We start from the raw sequence: 15684 nt of genomic DNA, 5'->3' as shown, positions 1-15684 counted from the left end.
TGCGCCCAGTTGTAAACGGATTGGCCGCTCACGCCAAGCTTGGAGGCTATCTCGGTCAACTTGACCCTGCGTCCGAGCAACAGCACGCCTGCGGCCCGGGTGCGAGCGTCGCGATGTTTGTGATTCACGCACAGCTGTTGCAACGTCTGATCCTCGGCTTCGGTCAGCTCTACGACACACTTCATCGGTACCCCGGCGTAATGACGACGCCGAAAGTTAACAAAATTCAAACGCGTTTACCAGCAACACTTATGCAGCACAAAGTCAGCGCCGGGCACAGCCAGCAATACGCCCGTCATGCCGCCGACGGTGAACGTGATCATGAAGCCGATCGTCCACAATACCGGCGAGGACAACTCCAGCCGGCCCTTATAGATGGTGAACAGCCAGTTGAAGATCTTCACGCCGGTCGGAATGACGATGATCATGGTCACGATCCCGAAGAACGCATTCACGTTTGCGCCGGAACCCATCGTGAAGAAGTGATGCAACCAGACGAGCAGCGACAACACCATGATCGAGCACGTGGCGTAGACCATTGTCTTGTAGCCGAACAACGGCTTTTTCGCGAATGTAGCCACGACCTCCGAGTAGATGCCGAATGCCGGCAGCACCAGGATGTACACCTCCGGATGTCCCCACGCCCAGATCAGGTTTAGGTACAGCATGGCGTTGCCGCCAGCGTCGTTCGTGAAGAAGTGCATGCCGAGGTAACGGTCGAGCGCCAGCAACGCAAGCGTTGCGGTCAGGATCGGGAACGTGGCGAGAATCAGCACGTTCGAGCACAGCGACGTCCAGGTGAACACCGGCATCTTCATCAACGTCATGCCCGGCGCGCGCATCTTGATGATGGTCACGAAGAAGTTGATGCCGGTGAGCAACGTTCCTATGCCGGAGAGCTGCAAACTCCACAAGTAATAGTCGACGCCCACCCCCGGACTGAATTGCAGTTCCGACAACGGCGGATACGCGAGCCCGCCAGTTTGCGCGAAGTCTCCGATCACCAGCGAGATGTTGATCAGGATGGCGGCAAGCGCGGTCATCCAGAAACTCAGCAAGTTGATGAACGGGAACGCGACATCTCATGCGCCAATTTGCAGCGGCACGACAATGTTCATCAAGCCGATCATGAACGCCATCGCCATGAAGAAAATCATGATGACGCCGTGCGCCGTGAAGACCTGGTTGTAATGCTCCGGCGGCAGGAATCCCGGCCCGTTATAAGCGAGCGCGAGTTGCGCGCGCATCATCAGCGCATCGACAAAACCGCGCAGCAGCATTAATACTGCGACCACGATATACATCACGCCAATCTTCTTGTGATCGACGGAGGTCAGCCATTCACTCCAGAGATAACCCCACTTCTTGAACCACGTCAGCCCGACGACCACGGCCACCACAATGAGGGCCATGAACGCCGCCGCGGCCATGATGATTGGCTGGTCGAACGGTATGTCCGCCAGCGTTAATTTTCCCAACAAATTTCCAAACATGGCTTACCCCTTCGTACTGCAGATCGGGTCGGGTATGTTGCGAGCATGCCCGTTGTTATATTTCGCGACGATGTTCTGAAACAGATTCGCGTCGACCTTGGAGAAGTACTGGACCGGATGTTTTTCGGTCGGCGCGGCAACGGCTGCGTAGTTGACGCCGTCGAGTTGACTCGACGATGACCTCACCTTCGCCACCCAGGCATCAAACTCCTCAGGCGTCGTTGCCACGGCGCGGAATTTCATGTCGGAGAAGCCTTGACCACCGAAATTCGCAGAGATGCCCGCATAGTCGCCGGCTTCATCGGCGATTAAATGGAGCTTGGTCTGCATGCCTGCCATTGCGTAAATCTGACCGCCTAATTGCGGGATGAAAAATGAGTTCATCACCGAATCCGACGTGATCTTTAAGTTCACCGGTGTACCAACGGGAAACTCAATCCGATTAACCGACGCAATACCCAGATCCGGATAAATGAAAGGCCATTTCCAGTCGAGTGCAACAACCTCGACATTGATCGGTTTGACCGCGGAGACAAGCGGCTTATACGGATCAAGTGCGTGCGTGCTTTGGTACGTTAATATTCCGAGATAAAGAATAATCAAGCTCGGGACGAGCCAGATCACCACTTCAATCTTGGTAGAGTGCGCCCACTTCGGCAAATATTCGGCCGATGTATTGGATTGCCGATATTTCCACGCGAATAACAGCGTCAGAAAAATAACCGGCACCACCACGATCAGCATGGCGTAGGTGGACGTAAGAATAAGATTCTTCTCAGCCAGTCGGATACTGCCTTTAGGATCAAGAAGATCCATCTGACCGCCACAGCCTGACAAAAGAAGAGCAGGGACAATTGCAAACAATTTGCAAAACCCTGACCCGGATTTTTGTTTCATACCTTGCCCGATTTCAACGTTTTTGAGATATTACGTTTAGACTTTAATCAGCCTCAGGCAAAGGGTAGCGCGATTTCAATAGCCTACTTATTCCAACTTTTTCGAAAAATATTTTGCGTTTATTCGATGCGTCGTGTTGCCGCAGATTTATGTCTATTTTTAATGCGACGATTTGACTCGGATTATCGAGATAATAGCTTCTGCAAATAAATAAAAGCAATAAAACAACGAAGGTCTGGATCTCCAGGCCTTCATCTCACGCCGCCAGATTGGCTAAGCCATCACTTCAGATATAGCCCTGGCGTCCACGATCCCTGGCGGGAGGAAAACTGGAAGGTCTTGGTTGTCGTGTTGCGAATGCAGAGGGCGATTTCCTTCGCTCCAGCTTGTTTTTGTGCCTCGACATACGCACTGATGTCGGTGGTTCGCACCTGCTGCACGTTGTCCGCATAGAACCTGCCAATGGAGCCAGTCGCGCCGCACGCCGCGGCCGTCGGCGGGTGGGCTGCGTCGTCCCAATCCGTCGAGGCGGCATATAAGTAGAGGGACACTGCGGCGGTATCGGTCACATTGCCACCCAGCGTTTGCAGGAACGAACCGACGTAGGCGTAGTCATTGAGATTGGCTGGTGTCGGGAATTTAATGAAGATCACGTCGTTTGGCGCCGAGACGAGCGTCGCGCCCGACGTCTCAATGGATCCCGTACTGGTCAATCGGGCATTCGCGCTGGCCGCCGAGTAATAGACCGGGATGTTCTTGCTGCACGTTGAACCTGCCGTGGTCGGCTTGTTCATGCAGGAATCCACAATGTATTGCATGCTTTCCGCGTGCCACGCATTGAAAAAATCGCCGTGAGCGGTGTACATGCTGCCCCATTGCGGCACCCATTGACCGTTCTGCAAAATTGGATCGAGTGACAACTGTGCGGTAGTCAGATCAGGATCAGCACCGAGCGGATAAGAGATGTTGAGTTGAAGCTCAGGAATCTTGACTTTATATCTATTAGGTTAACTGATTGTTTGAAAGACAAACAATCGACCCGGATCACGACTTTCGTCATGCCAGGTCTTAAAAGTAAATCGAGGAAGTCTGAAACTCGCGACCGTGTTGTTAGAAACCCGGCCGCGACGTGCGTGTTATGAACTCACGCCGGCAGCGGAGCTGCGCCACCGCCGTGCGAAAGACGCTTCGCCATGGTGTCGGCGTAACGTTGCGCGGCATTGCCTACAACAATGTGGAACGTATCAGCGGAAACCCAGGCGACATCAAGCGACGACAAACGCTGACGGTCCACCGACGACGGATCACGCACCACCACCCGCAAGCGCGTGGCCGCGACTGCATCGAGTGAAGCCACATTGGTCGCGCCGCCAAACACCGCAAGCCAGCGCACCGGGTCCGGATCGAGCGGGCCCTCTTCACCTGCAGGAACCGCAGCCAAGGGCGCGGCAGCAGCAGGAGTGGACGAAGCTCGCGCCGCGCCTCCCGCGGATGTACGCTCGAGTTCGCTACGGATTTCATCGGAGATGAGATCGGCTTCCGGTCCAATGATGACCTGCACGCTTGTCGCGCCGCGCTTCAATACACCACGCGCGCCAATCGACTTCAGCTCGGGTTCCGACACCTTCGCCGAATCCACCACCGAAAGACGCAGACGGGTCGTGCAGGCATCGACGACCGTCAGGTTCGACGCACCGCCCAAAGCAGCGATATAGCGTACGGCGCGCGGCACGGTAGCGCCGGCTGTCGGGGAAACAAAGCCCGTGTTGTCGTACGATTCGACTTCCGCGTCGGTGGTAGCAGGCTCACGGCCCGGCGTTGCCATGTTGAACTTGCGGATGAAGAAACGGAACAAGCCGTAATAGACCAGACCGTAGACGAGGCCCACCGGAATCGCCAGCCAGCCGCGCTGCGAAAGCCCATAGTTCAGCACATAGTCGATAGCCCCCGCCGAGAACGTAAAGCCAAGGTGAATGCCCAGTGCCGAGCAGATCGCAAGCGACAGGCCCGTCAGCACGGCGTGAATGGCATACAGCGCCGGTGCGAGGAACATGAACGTGTATTCGATCGGCTCGGTCACGCCCGTCAGGAACGCGGTAAGCGCCATCGAGAAGAGCAAGCCGCCGACCATCGCGCGACGTTCTTTCGGTGCTTCATGGAACATGGCCAGACACGCTGCCGGCAAGCCGAACATCATGACCGGGAAGAAACCCGTCATGAAGCCGCCTGCGGTTTTGTCGCCGGCAAAGAAGCGATGCAAATCGCCCGTCACCGCCGCGCCGCCGCCCGGGGGTGTGTACGAACCGAACACGAACCATGCAAGCGAGTTGATGATGTGGTGCAGACCCGTGACCAGCAGGATCCGGTTCAGCACGCCGAACACGAACACGCCGAGCGCGCCTGCGCCCGTCAGCCAGCCGCCCGCCGCATCGATCGCGGCCTGAATCGGCGCCCAGACATAGCCTAGGACAATCCCGATCACCAGACAGGACACGCCCGTGACAATCGGCACGAAGCGTTTCCCTCCGAAGAACGCGAGGTATTCAGGCAACTTGATGTCTTTGTACTTGTTGTAGAGAAACCCGGCTACGCAACCTGCAACGATCCCCGACAGCACGCCCATGTTGAGCTTGTCGTTGATGTCCTTCATCACTGCGATTTCGATCAGGTAACCGATCGCACCCGCCAGACCGGCTGTACCGTTGTTGTCCTTCGCAAAACCAACCGCCACGCCGATGGCGAACAAGAGTGGCAGGTTTGTAAAGATCGTATCGCCGGCATCGGCGATCATCTTGATGTTGAAGACATCCGGCTGGCCGAGGCGTAATAGCAGCCCGGCCACCGGTAGCACGGCGATCGGCAGCATCAGCGCGCGGCCGAGACGCTGCATTCTCGCAAACAGGTTAGCGTCCATCAGGTTCTCCAGAGATAAGTGTCTTGTCGTTGATCGTGTTGGTACAACATGTTGTCGATCGAAGCTTTTTTTACTAATAAACGCGATAAACGCGAAGGCCGGCTGCCAGACGGACGTGTTAGTCCAGCGGCCAGATTTCGCGGCTTGCTGCTCTTACTGCCTGTGCTGATTCGAGCGCCAAGGCGTCCTCAGCGCGCTGACGGCACAGCGGGTAATCGAGTTTGCGCACGAGCGCCTTGATGCCGGGAACCGAAACCGGATCCACCGACAATTCCGTCACGCCAAGGCCCACGAGCAAGGGCACGGCGACCGGGTCGCCGGCCAGCGCGCCGCATACGCCGACCCACTTGCCGTGTTTGGCTGCGCCGTCCGTTGCTGCCTTGATCAGGCGAAGCACGGCGGGATGCAGACCGTCGGCTTGAGCGGCGAGATCGGCCTGGCAACGGTCCATCGCGAGCGTGTATTGCGTGAGATCGTTCGTGCCGATAGACAGGAAATCCGCGTGCCGGGCGAGTTGATCGGCCAGCAGCGCGGCCGACGGCACTTCGATCATCACGCCCACTTGAATGGGATCAGTCCGGCCAATCTCCGCCGCGAGTTCATCGATACGCTTTCTTAAGCGCACGAGTTCGCCGGAATCGGTGACCATTGGCAGAAGGATGCGCACCGTGCCGAAGGGTTTCACCGCGAGCAGACCACGCAACTGGTCGTCGAGGAGATCCGGGCGCACTTGCGCCAGCCGAATGCCGCGCAGGCCCAGCGCCGGGTTCGTTTCAGGCGGCAGCGTGAGGTAATCGACTTCCTTGTCCGCGCCCACATCGAGCGTGCGGATGATCGCCGTACGGCCGTTCAACGCGCCCACAATCGATTGATAGCTTTCCGCATGTTCAGTCGCGGTCGGTGCGGACTGGCGATGGATGAACAGCAGTTCGGTGCGCAAAAGACCGACCGCGTCCGCGCCGTTATCGACGGCAGTTTTTGCGTCATCAAGTGTCGCGATGTTCGCGGCGACTTCGATCGTGCGGCCATCGGTCGTGGCAGCCGCTTCCTGCGACGTGCGCCGGTTCACTTCACGCACGCCCGCGAGACGCTGGCGCTCGAGGCGCGCGCGTTCCACATCGAGTGCGGTCGGTGCGTGCTCCAGCCGGCCGGCGGAGGCATCGACCACGACTTGCGTACCGTCGGGAATCGCGTGCAGTGCGTCGCCCACTGCGACCAGTGCCGGAATGCCGATCTGGCGCGCGATGATCGCCGCATGCGATGTCGCGCCGCCGCGTGCCATCACCAACGCCGTGACACGCGTGCGATCCAGCGACGACAAGTCGGACGGCGTGAATTCATCGGCGGCGAGCACGGCTTCGTCGGGCAATTCGCGCGCCGCGGTGTTCGTGTAACCCAACGCGCGCAGCACGCGCTTTTCGATATCGCGGAGGTCGGCGGCACGCTCGGCCAGCAACGCGTCCTCGATATTCGACAGCAACACGATCTGCGCGCGAATCGCTTCCCGCCACGCGAAGCCGGCGCTCTTGCCGAGGCTGATCAGATCGCGCGCGGCGTCGAGCAGCGTGGGGTCTTCCAGCAGTACGCGATGCACCGCGAAAATTCCCGCCTCCCCCACCGCGCCGCGTTGCGAAGCAGTCCGTACCGTTTCGTCCAGTTCCGCGTCGATGGTCGCAATGGCCTTGTCCAGCAAGCGGCTTTCCGCTGCCGATGTACCGGTTGCCTGCTCCGGCGGCGTGATGTCGTTGTCGTCCCAGCGCACGAGCTTGCCGACGGCAACTCCCGGCGATGCACAGACGCCCGCAATCGTGTTCGGATCGAGCGGCTTGCCCGGATCGCGCAAAACAGCGACCGGTGCAGGCGATTGCGTGCGCGCCGGTTTCTCTTCCACTTCACCATGGGCTTCACGCAGCAATTCCGCTGCGACGGCTTCAACCGCCGCAGCCGCTTGCGCGCCCACGCCAAGCAATTCGATGGTCGCGCCTTCACCGGCCCCGAGTCCGAGCAAACCGACGACGCTTTCGATCGGCGCTTTACGGCCGTTGAAACGCACTTCCACCTTGGCGTCGAAACCACGCGCCGCTTCGCGGGCGCGTGCCGCGGGCCGCGCGTGCAAACCGCCTGCATGCCCAAGCGTCACGTTGCGGCGCGCTTCATCGGTGAAATTCGAATCGCTGCGGGCCGCGTCCGCCTTCACGCCGCCCTTGCCGCGCAGCACGAGCAACTGGCTTTCGCCCGCTTTCAGCATGCCTCGGCCAGCACGATCGACCACCTCGAACGCGTCGCTATTGGCGACCGCGATCACGGAAACGAGGCTCGGCGCGTGTTGCGCGACGTAGTCGGCGTCGAATTCGATCAACACCTGACCGGTGCGCACACTGGCGCCCTGCTCGACCTTCGGCGTAAAACCTTTGCCAGCAAGCTCGACCGTGTCAATGCCGATATGCACCAGGATTTCCGCGCCTTGCGAGGTGCGCAGCGTCACGGCGTGATGCGTACGCGCGAGATGCGTGATGACGCCATCGCACGGCGAAAGCAGCTCGCCTGACAACGGATCGATGCCAATGCCATCGCCGAACATGCCGTCCGCAAACACAGGATCGGGGACGTCCGCGAGCGGCACCATCGGGCCGGTGAACGGTGCGAGCAACACGAAATCGTTCGGGTTTTCAGGGGAATGATTCAACAGGGACTCCTCGGCACGGCGCATCGGATGACTCTCGATTAACGGGTTTCGGTGACTTTGGCCAGGTGACGCGGCGCGTCGGGATTACGCCCGCGCGCGGCAGCCAAGGCGTCGGCCATCACATAAAACGACAGGATTGCAGCGATCGGATCGAGCGCGAAATGCGCAGTCTCGACGAGCGGCAACGTGGCTTCGGGAACGTCGGCGGGCGCGGCGAGCAGCACGCGTGCGCCCCGCGCGCGCATGTCACGGGCAAGCTGGATCAAGCCAGCCTGTTCCGGACCGCGCGGTGCGAACACCAGCAGCGGATAGTCCTCGCCGATGAGTTCCATAGGACCATGCCGCACTTCCGCGCTCGAAAACGCTTCAGCCTGGATGCCCGATGTTTCCTTCAGCTTGAGCGCCGCTTCCTGGGCAATCGCGAGGCCAAGTCCACGGCCGATCACGATCATGCGGTCGACGTTCTTCAGTTCATCAACACCGTGCGACCAGTCAAGCTTGCCCGCCGCGCGCAATGCGTGCGGCAATGTTTTCAGCGCGCTCAGCAATTCGACGTCTTTCTGCACGTGCGCAATCACGATCGCCGACAGCGACAACATCGCGATATAGCTCTTGGTCGCCGCCACCGACAACTCGGGACCGGCCAGTAACGGCAAGCTCCACTCACACGCCTCGGCAAGCGGGGACCCCGGCACGTTGACAGCGGCCACAGTCAGCGCGCCGGCGGCACGCAACGCCTGCATGGTGCCTACGAGATCGGGACTCTTGCCCGATTGAGAAAACGCGACGGCCAGCTGGCCTCTCACGCGCAACGGTGCTTGCTGCAAGGTCGCAACAGACATGGGCAACGACGCAACCGGCACGCCGATACGGCTCATGGTCAGGCCTGCGAAGTAACTAGCGGCGTGATCCGATGAACCGCGCGCAACGGTCAATGCTACGTGCCGCGGTTCTTCGGCGAGCCGTGCGGCGAGTGCTTCGATGTGGGAAGTATCGGCGAGCTGGGCGACCACCACTTCGGCGGACGCCAGCGCCTCGTCAAGCATATTCGACAATTGATTCACCTTCTACATAAGTAGCCGTCAACGCGAGTTCGCGATCGAAAACAACGAGGTCCGCCCACGCACCACGCGCGATGCGGCCTCTGTCCTCGAGGCCGAGATAATCGGCGGCGTAGCGTGACAGGCGATTGGAAACGTCCGCTATCGGCAAGCCGATGGAGACAAGATTGCGCAGCGCCTGATCCATGGTCAGCGTGCTGCCCGCGAGCGTGCCGTCGGCAAGACGCACGCCGCCCATGCACTTCGTGACGTGCTGGCTGCCCAGGCGATATTCGCCGTCGGGCATGCCGGCCGCCGAGGTGCTGTCGGTGACCACATATAGGCGCGGAATGGCGCGCAGCGCGGCGCGGATCGCACCGGGATGCACGTGTATGAGATCGGGAATCAGTTCGGCATACTCGGCATGCGCGAGCGCAGCGCCGACCACACCGGGATCGCGGTGATGCAGCGGCGACATGGCGTTGAACAAGTGTGTGAAGCCGCGGGCGCCGTGTTTGAGCGCGTTGACCGCGTCGTCGTAAGTCGCGAGCGAATGGCCCACTTGCACGCGCACGCCGCGCGCCGCCATTTCCTGGATTACTTCAATATGCCCGGAAATTTCCGGCGCAATTGTCACCACGCGGATGGGCGCAAGCGACAGGTACTTCAGCACTTCGTCGCGCACGGCAACCGCTGCCGCATCAGGTTGCGCGCCGAGCTTGCCGGGATTGATATAGGGACCTTCAAGATGTACGCCAAGCACGCGTGCGCCACCGGCCGCACGGCGAATGGATTGTTCGCCCAGGCCTTTTACAACCGCCATGAGTTCGTCGCGTGGAGCGGTCATGGTGGTGGCAAGCATGCTGGTGGTGCCATGCTTTGCGTGCTCGCGCGCAACGGTACTCGCGGCGTCGCCGCCTTCCATGATGTCCGCGCCGCCGCCGCCATGCACATGGCAGTCAACAAAGCCCGGCAAGATGTACGGCGCATCGTTGGTCTTCGGGTCCACGCGCGCGCCTTCGAGCGCAGTCACCCGTCCGTTTGCAAACTCGACCGAGCCGTATATCCAGCCGTCGGTCGTCAGGATGTTTCCTTTCAGCATCAATCTCTCTCATGAAACGTGCCGCTTAATGTACGTCGGCACGTTCGGCACATTTGGCGCGTTTTGCGCGTCTGGCGGCGCGCGCTGTGCGCATAACGAAGCTCCATCAACCTTCGCACCCGCTGCGAGCAGGCCGAAAGTCGCCGATAAAACCTTTCCCCGGTGACTTTCCGCGAGGGCGTTTTTCGCCTCTGGAGTTGTTTCGCGACGCCTGTTTCGACGTCTCGCCGGTCCGTTAGCAGAGAGGACTCTGGTGCGATGCCAGATGCACGGATAACGCAAGAACAGGGCGTTATCCAGACACCTTGATTGACACTTTGCGACGAATTTTTACGATCGTTGGACTGATCGAATGTGCATAAGAATGGTCATGAAGCTGCCATCTTTGGCGAGCCCATTATATAACCAAAATAATACCAGTCAATTTTCAAAATCAATTGCTCACATGCGAACAAAATTGTTAATTATCAACAGGTTGAACGTATCTCAAATTTATTTCTGGAACGCTTTCGTATCGGTAATTACCCTTGAATGACAGCCCACTTCCCTGTGGCCGGTCTACACACTATAGACGCCCTTTAACCGCGGCAAGAGGTGCCGCCAATGCTTTAATGCACGATCATGCTTTTAATCGGCACAATGCTCTCAACGGATTCACTGGAGAAAACGGTGAACGACATAAAAACGAGAGATCGAGGCGGATATGGACAGTTCTATGAGCGACGGCCTGGCGGACGCGGTGCGCCGCTTCCAGTGGTTTTATGCACGCCACGTCAGGGCGGCGCATGAGTGGGTCGAGCACAGCGCACTGTCGTTGACAGAAATGCGTGTGCTGTTTGCCGTCATGCATGCCGGTACCTGCACGGCGGCCGATATCTCGCGCACGCTCGGGCTCGATACCGGTTACCTGAGCCGGATGCTGACGCAATTCGAAGCCGTCGGATTGATCGAGCGGCAGCCGTTTTCCGGCGATGCGCGCCGCAACCAGCTTTCATTGACCACGGCCGGAGAAACGACGCTGGCAGCAGGAAGCGCGCACGTGCGCGACGACCTTTCTGCCACGATGGACGCGATGTCGCCGAACGAACGCGCGCAATTGCTGGCGTCCTTGGGCTGTATCCAGCGCTTGCTGGGGCCGAACATCGACGCGGCGCGCGTTCATCTGCGTGGTCCGCGACCGGGCGATTTTGGCTGGATTGTCGAGCGTGAAGCGCAACTCGCCCCGGGTGGAATGCAAGCGCAACATGAGCGGGAAACGCGTACGGCGATGGTCGTGGCGGATTACCTGACTGCGCCCGATCCGCTGCGCAATGGCTGCTGGATCGCCGAGTGCGATGGCGTCAGCGTAGGCGCGAGCCTGCTGATAGGCGCGCAGGCCGGGAATGCACGGCTTGCGGCTTTGTTCATGGAACCGGGCGTGAAGCGGAGCGGTATCGCCCGCCGTTTGGTCCGAGCGTGCGTGACGTTTGCCACCGAGGCCGGATATGACCGCATCGTCTGCGCATCCGATGTGAGCCCGGCTCCGCTCGCCGCTCTTCTTAGCCCGTTCGGGTTCGAGGAACTGAGCGGCCAGCGAGAATGGGAAAAGCGCTTGAAATAGCCCCGCACCGTTTAAAAGCGTGCGCACTGCGTCGACTGCGTGGGCTTAATATTAAGGCCCGTTCCTCACTGGCTGGAATCGCCCATGTACGTCATCCATCTGCGCTACACCGGCGCGCTCGCTGAAATCGACGATGCACTCGACGCGCATCGCCTCTATCTCCAACGGCAGTTCGACACAGGCGCGTTTGTTATCGCCGGACCCAAAGTGCCGCGCGACGGCGGCGTTATTGTGGCGGTGGCCATGGACCGTGACCGGCTTGACGCGATCATCGCGGAAGATCCGTTCTCGCAGCAACGGCTCGTGCATTACGAGATCATCGAATTCAATGCCACGCGGCTCGCTCCGGGAATGCATTTGCCGCAGTTGCCGTAAGGGTGGTTTGCAATTTTTTTTCTTCGACGAAGTGGTGCGGGAATCAATCCGCATCGCCCATGAAAAAGGCCGCTTCAACGTATGTTGAAACGGCCTTGGCATCACTCATAGCAAGCGCCCGTTTAATCGAGCAGCAACTTCAGATCATGCACCCAGGTATCCACGCCCTGTCCGTCACGTGCGAACAACCTGAGTTTCCCTTGCGGATCGAATACATAGCTAGCGGCCGTGTGGTCCATGGTGTAATCGCCGGCCGCCTTGCCGGGGACGTGCGCGTAATACACGCGAAAATCCTTCGTGATCTTGACGAGTTCCGCCGTGTCAGCAGGACGCAACCCGATGAACGTCGGGCTAAACGCCGATACATATTCGCCCAGCAATGGCGCTGTGTCGCGTGCGGGATCGACGGTGACCATCAGCACTTGAACGCGCTTGCCGTCGTCGCCGAGTTTTGCGATTGCCTGTGACAGTTCAGCGAGCGTGGTCGGGCAAACGTCCGGGCAATGCGTATAGCCGAAGAACAGCACCACCGCCTTGCCTTTGAAATCGCCGAGAGTGCGCGGTTTGCCGCTGGTGTCGGGCAACGAAAAATCGCTGCCGAACTGCGTATTACCCGTGATGTCGAGATTGGTGAACGCCGGCTTGCTATCGCATCCTGCGAGCAGCGCGGCGGCCAAAACGAATCCCAACCAGACAGCGATTCCCCGAGCTGAAAACTTCATAAACCGATCACCGTTCGCACGTAGTGATCCACGAGCAGCGCGCCGAACAACAGCGACAAATACACGATGGAGAACCGGAAGGTCTTGCGCGCGAGAGCATCGGAATATTCACGATAAATCTTCCACGCATAACCCAGGAAAATGCCGCCGAGCACGACAGCGGACGCCAAATAGAGCACCCCGCTCATGCCGGAGATAAACGGCATCATGGTCACGGCAAACAGGATCACCGTGTACAAAAGGATATGCAGACGGGTGTATTTCTCGCCGTGCGTATTCGGCAGCATGGGCAAGCCTGCGTTCTCGTAGTCCTTGCGCCGGTACAACGCCAGCGCCCAAAAGTGCGGCGGTGTCCATACGAAGATGATCAGGACAAGAATCCAAGCGTCCCCGGGCACGTGGCCCGTAACGGCTGCCCAGCCAAGCGCCGGCGGCATGGCGCCCGACGCGCCGCCAATCACAATGTTCTGCGGCGTAGCGGGTTTCAACAAGCACGTATAAATCACCGCATAGCCGACAAACGTGGCAATGGTCAGCCACATGGTCAGCCCGTTCGTGAACGTGTAGAGCGTCCACATGCCCGCGCCGCCGAGCACCGCTGAAAACAGCAGGATCTGAGCAGGCGTGATCTCGCCGCGCGCGGACGGACGCCACGCGGTGCGGCGCATCATGGCATCGATTTTTTGTTCCATCAGGCAGTTGATGGCGAACGCGGCCCCGGCCAGCAACCAGATGCCCACGGTTCCGCCGATCAGCACCGTCCACGGCACCATGCCCGGCGTGGACAGGAACATGCCGATGACCGCGCAGAAAACCGCGAGTTGCGTCACGCGCGGTTTGGTCAACGCGATGTACTGCGAGAGGCGGTTACCGGAAGGGGAAATTAGTGTCGTGCTGTCCATAGAAACTCACGGAGCTTGGCGCGGAAGTGATGCGGAAACGGGCTCGCGCGGGACGGAGGCAGACGACCCCACAACGTGGCCGGGACGGCTGGAAGAGATTCGAAAGTTTACCATAACGAGCAAGAGCAAAAGGATGGCCGCCCCGCCGTTGTGGGCCACGGCGATAGGCAGCGGCCACTGCAGCAGGATGTTCGACAACCCCGTCAGGAACTGCACGAGGATCACGATCATGATGCCGTTGGCAGGTTTTCTCAACGACTCAAATCGGCGCAGTTTCGCCGCGAGCCACAACGTGTATAGCACGACAACGATCGCAAAGGTCCTGTGGGTCCAGTGAATCGCGACGAGCGCGTCTTGCGAAATGACATCGCCGTCGCCGGTCATGCCGAGCGCCCGCCAAAGGTGGAAGCCGTGCTCGAAGTTCATCGGCGGAATCCACGCGCCGTTGCACAGCGGGAAATCCGTGCACGCGAGCACCGCGTAGTTCGTGCTGACCCAGCCGCCCAGCGCGATCTGGACGACCAGCAGCAATACGCCGACGAGCGCCGCGGGCAACCAGCGGGCGGCGGCGGGATCGATATCCGGAATCGGCGTCAAGCGCGCAGCCAGCCAGCCGAGCGAGCCGAGCAACGCCAATCCGAGCAACAAATGCGTGGTCACAATCACGGGCTGCAGTTTCATCGTGACCGTCCACGCCCCGAACGCGCCCTGAACCACGATCAGCATCAGGATGCCCGTCGGCCACCATGGCGACACGTGCAGCGGCCGGCGCTTGATACGGGCCGTCCAAGCAATCAGGACCTGCGCGATGATCAACACGCCAATCGCCATCGCGAAATAGCGATGTATCATCTCGATCCACGCCTTGCCGATACTCACCGGTCCCGTCGGCATCGCCTGATACGCGGCGTTGATGGCCGCATGCGCAACAAACGGCGACGACGTGCCATAACAGCCTGGCCAGTCAGGACAACCGAGACCCGAATCGGTGAGACGCGTAAAACCGCCGAACATCACGAGGTCGAGCGTCAGGAAGGTGGTGAGCCAGACGAGCTTGCGAAATTTGTTGTCGTCGGCTTTCACCCACACGTACGAAAGCGGCAACAACGCAATGCAGATGCCGATCAACCCGAGTTGTAAAACGTAAGTCATGCGTGCCCTGTCCTCAACTTCAACTCGTCTTCAACCGATCCGCGACCACTTCAGCAGCTTCGCCAGATCCGCCTTGATCTTCTCCGGCTCGGGATTCTTCGGGAACCGCATCATGAGATTGCCGTTGGGATCGACCAGGAAGATGTGATCGGAGAGTTTCGAATCCGCACCCGCCGGCAACCACGCCGCAACCGCCTTGGGATCGGCGGCGACCAGCATGCGCGTGTCCGGCTGCGGATAAGCCGTGCGGATCACGTCCGACACTGGTTTGTCATCGGTACGAAGCCAGACGTTGATCACCCGATCGCGTTCCGCCCCTTGCAGCACACGGACCTGCCGCATGAAGAACAGACGCGTGACGCACTGTTCGTTGCAATCGCTGCCATTGACCGTGACCATCAGCCATTTGCCGCGCAGCGCGGTGAGCGGCATCGGCTTGCCTTGTTCGTCGGTGACGGCGAGCTGGTCGGGAATCGGCCGTTGAGGATCAATGAGCGCGCCGTAGCTCGTAGTGCCGCCAGTAGGCTTGACCACGTAGTACATGAAGTAGGACGCGAGGACCGGCGCGGCGCAAACGGCCGCGAGCAGGATCAGCATCCAGCGCCCCTTGTTCCATGAGCCGGGCGTGCGTTCCTGCTGCTGGGCACGCGCCTTGTGAACGGCAGACGCGGACGGTCGGGGAGTTTGCATGGACAAAATGTTGCCTCTATTCGTTTGCGACATCGCGTACTCATTATTCACGCGACGCAATCAATCAAGCGCTGGGCGCCTGCGTTGTGGCGTAAGCGCGGAGGTCCGTTA

Annotated in this window: 12 protein-coding genes and 2 pseudogenes; 2 read left to right on the top strand and 12 right to left on the bottom strand. The window is 59.7% G+C overall.

The window, feature by feature from the left end; genetic code table 11:
• The 8 genes and pseudogenes from ACMX25_RS23495 to nagA all read right to left on the bottom strand — a co-directional run.
• A pseudogene (locus tag ACMX25_RS23495) lies at positions 1 to 185 on the bottom strand (helix-turn-helix domain-containing protein); the annotation flags it as partial.
• 66 nt (positions 186 to 251) lie between these two features.
• Positions 252 to 1481 (bottom strand): annotated as a pseudogene (locus ACMX25_RS23490) (cbb3-type cytochrome c oxidase subunit I); the annotation flags it as partial.
• 15 nt (positions 1482 to 1496) lie between these two features.
• Complete coding sequence (gene cyoA, locus ACMX25_RS23485; RefSeq protein WP_414952446.1) at positions 1497 to 2390, bottom strand: ubiquinol oxidase subunit II; 894 nt, start codon at positions 2388 to 2390, stop codon at positions 1497 to 1499.
• Between the two features lie 281 nt (positions 2391 to 2671).
• On the bottom strand, positions 2672 to 3184 hold the full coding sequence (locus tag ACMX25_RS23480) for a CBM96 family carbohydrate-binding protein (RefSeq protein WP_414952445.1): 513 nt from the start codon (positions 3182 to 3184) through the stop codon (positions 2672 to 2674).
• A gap of 350 nt (positions 3185 to 3534) precedes the next feature.
• Positions 3535 to 5304, bottom strand: coding sequence for an N-acetylglucosamine-specific PTS transporter subunit IIBC (gene nagE / locus ACMX25_RS23475; RefSeq protein WP_414952444.1), 1770 nt, complete (start codon positions 5302 to 5304; stop codon positions 3535 to 3537).
• A gap of 118 nt (positions 5305 to 5422) precedes the next feature.
• Positions 5423 to 8014, bottom strand: a complete 2592-nt coding sequence (ptsP, locus tag ACMX25_RS23470) for a phosphoenolpyruvate--protein phosphotransferase (protein WP_414952443.1) — start codon at positions 8012 to 8014, stop codon at positions 5423 to 5425.
• Positions 8015 to 8028: 14 nt separating this feature from the next.
• Positions 8029 to 9036, bottom strand: a complete 1008-nt coding sequence (locus ACMX25_RS23465; protein ID WP_414952452.1) for an SIS domain-containing protein — start codon at positions 9034 to 9036, stop codon at positions 8029 to 8031.
• Positions 9029 to 10132 (bottom strand): N-acetylglucosamine-6-phosphate deacetylase, encoded by a 1104-nt coding sequence (nagA, locus tag ACMX25_RS23460; RefSeq protein WP_414952442.1) that lies wholly within the window; start codon positions 10130 to 10132, stop codon positions 9029 to 9031. Before nagA ends, ACMX25_RS23465 begins: the two co-directional genes overlap by 8 nt.
• Positions 10133 to 10835: 703 nt before the next feature.
• On the opposite strand from nagA, the gene ACMX25_RS23455 reads away from it, so the two are divergent.
• The gene (locus ACMX25_RS23455) at positions 10836 to 11732 is read left to right on the top strand and encodes a bifunctional helix-turn-helix transcriptional regulator/GNAT family N-acetyltransferase (protein ID WP_414952441.1); all 897 of its coding nucleotides are present in this window, start codon (positions 10836 to 10838) and stop codon (positions 11730 to 11732) included.
• Positions 11733 to 11816: 84 nt separating this feature from the next.
• Positions 11817 to 12107 (top strand): YciI family protein, encoded by a 291-nt coding sequence (locus ACMX25_RS23450; RefSeq protein WP_414952440.1) that lies wholly within the window; start codon positions 11817 to 11819, stop codon positions 12105 to 12107.
• Between the two features lie 122 nt (positions 12108 to 12229).
• Here ACMX25_RS23450 and ACMX25_RS23445 read toward each other — a convergent pair whose 3' ends face one another.
• Genes ACMX25_RS23445 through ACMX25_RS23430 form a run of 4 tightly spaced genes read right to left on the bottom strand, consistent with a single transcriptional unit; the run spans position 12230 to position 15573 of the window.
• Positions 12230 to 12829, bottom strand: coding sequence for an SCO family protein (locus ACMX25_RS23445; protein ID WP_414952439.1), 600 nt, complete (start codon positions 12827 to 12829; stop codon positions 12230 to 12232).
• Positions 12826 to 13731 carry a heme o synthase gene (cyoE, locus tag ACMX25_RS23440; protein WP_414952438.1) on the bottom strand — a complete coding sequence of 302 codons (906 nt, stop codon included), beginning with the start codon at positions 13729 to 13731 and terminating at the stop codon, positions 12826 to 12828. The genes ACMX25_RS23445 and cyoE overlap by 4 nt, the downstream gene beginning before the upstream one ends.
• 6 nt (positions 13732 to 13737) lie before the next feature.
• Positions 13738 to 14883: a COX15/CtaA family protein gene (locus tag ACMX25_RS23435; protein WP_414952437.1), complete on the bottom strand. Its 1146-nt coding sequence runs from the start codon at positions 14881 to 14883 to the stop codon at positions 13738 to 13740.
• Positions 14884 to 14913: 30 nt separating this feature from the next.
• Positions 14914 to 15573 (bottom strand): SCO family protein, encoded by a 660-nt coding sequence (locus tag ACMX25_RS23430; RefSeq protein WP_414952436.1) that lies wholly within the window; start codon positions 15571 to 15573, stop codon positions 14914 to 14916.
• Positions 15574 to 15684: the final 111 nt, after the last annotated feature.

It is taken from the genome of Caballeronia eucalypticola (assembly GCF_047608185.1).
GTDB lineage: Bacteria > Pseudomonadota > Gammaproteobacteria > Burkholderiales > Burkholderiaceae > Caballeronia.
Note: the sequence above shows the minus strand (reverse complement) of the source record. Positions and strands in the feature narration are given on the sequence as shown.

Bases quoted from the DNA above. Each gene is read 5' to 3' on its own strand.
- cyoA (WP_414952446.1), bottom strand. From the start codon at position 2,390: ATGAAACAAAAATCCGGGTCAGGGTTTTGCAAATTGTTTGCAATTGTC.
- ACMX25_RS23480 (WP_414952445.1), bottom strand. From the start codon at position 3,184: ATGAACAAGCCGACCACGGCAGGTTCAACGTGCAGCAAGAACATCCCG.
- nagE (WP_414952444.1), bottom strand. From the start codon at position 5,304: ATGGACGCTAACCTGTTTGCGAGAATGCAGCGTCTCGGCCGCGCGCTG.
- ptsP (WP_414952443.1), bottom strand. From the start codon at position 8,014: ATGCGCCGTGCCGAGGAGTCCCTGTTGAATCATTCCCCTGAAAACCCG.
- ACMX25_RS23465 (WP_414952452.1), bottom strand. From the start codon at position 9,036: ATGCTTGACGAGGCGCTGGCGTCCGCCGAAGTGGTGGTCGCCCAGCTC.
- nagA (WP_414952442.1), bottom strand. From the start codon at position 10,132: ATGCTGAAAGGAAACATCCTGACGACCGACGGCTGGATATACGGCTCG.
- ACMX25_RS23455 (WP_414952441.1), top strand. From the start codon at position 10,836: ATGGACAGTTCTATGAGCGACGGCCTGGCGGACGCGGTGCGCCGCTTC.
- ACMX25_RS23450 (WP_414952440.1), top strand. From the start codon at position 11,817: ATGTACGTCATCCATCTGCGCTACACCGGCGCGCTCGCTGAAATCGAC.
- ACMX25_RS23445 (WP_414952439.1), bottom strand. From the start codon at position 12,829: ATGAAGTTTTCAGCTCGGGGAATCGCTGTCTGGTTGGGATTCGTTTTG.
- cyoE (WP_414952438.1), bottom strand. From the start codon at position 13,731: ATGGACAGCACGACACTAATTTCCCCTTCCGGTAACCGCCTCTCGCAG.
- ACMX25_RS23435 (WP_414952437.1), bottom strand. From the start codon at position 14,883: ATGACTTACGTTTTACAACTCGGGTTGATCGGCATCTGCATTGCGTTG.
- ACMX25_RS23430 (WP_414952436.1), bottom strand. From the start codon at position 15,573: ATGCAAACTCCCCGACCGTCCGCGTCTGCCGTTCACAAGGCGCGTGCC.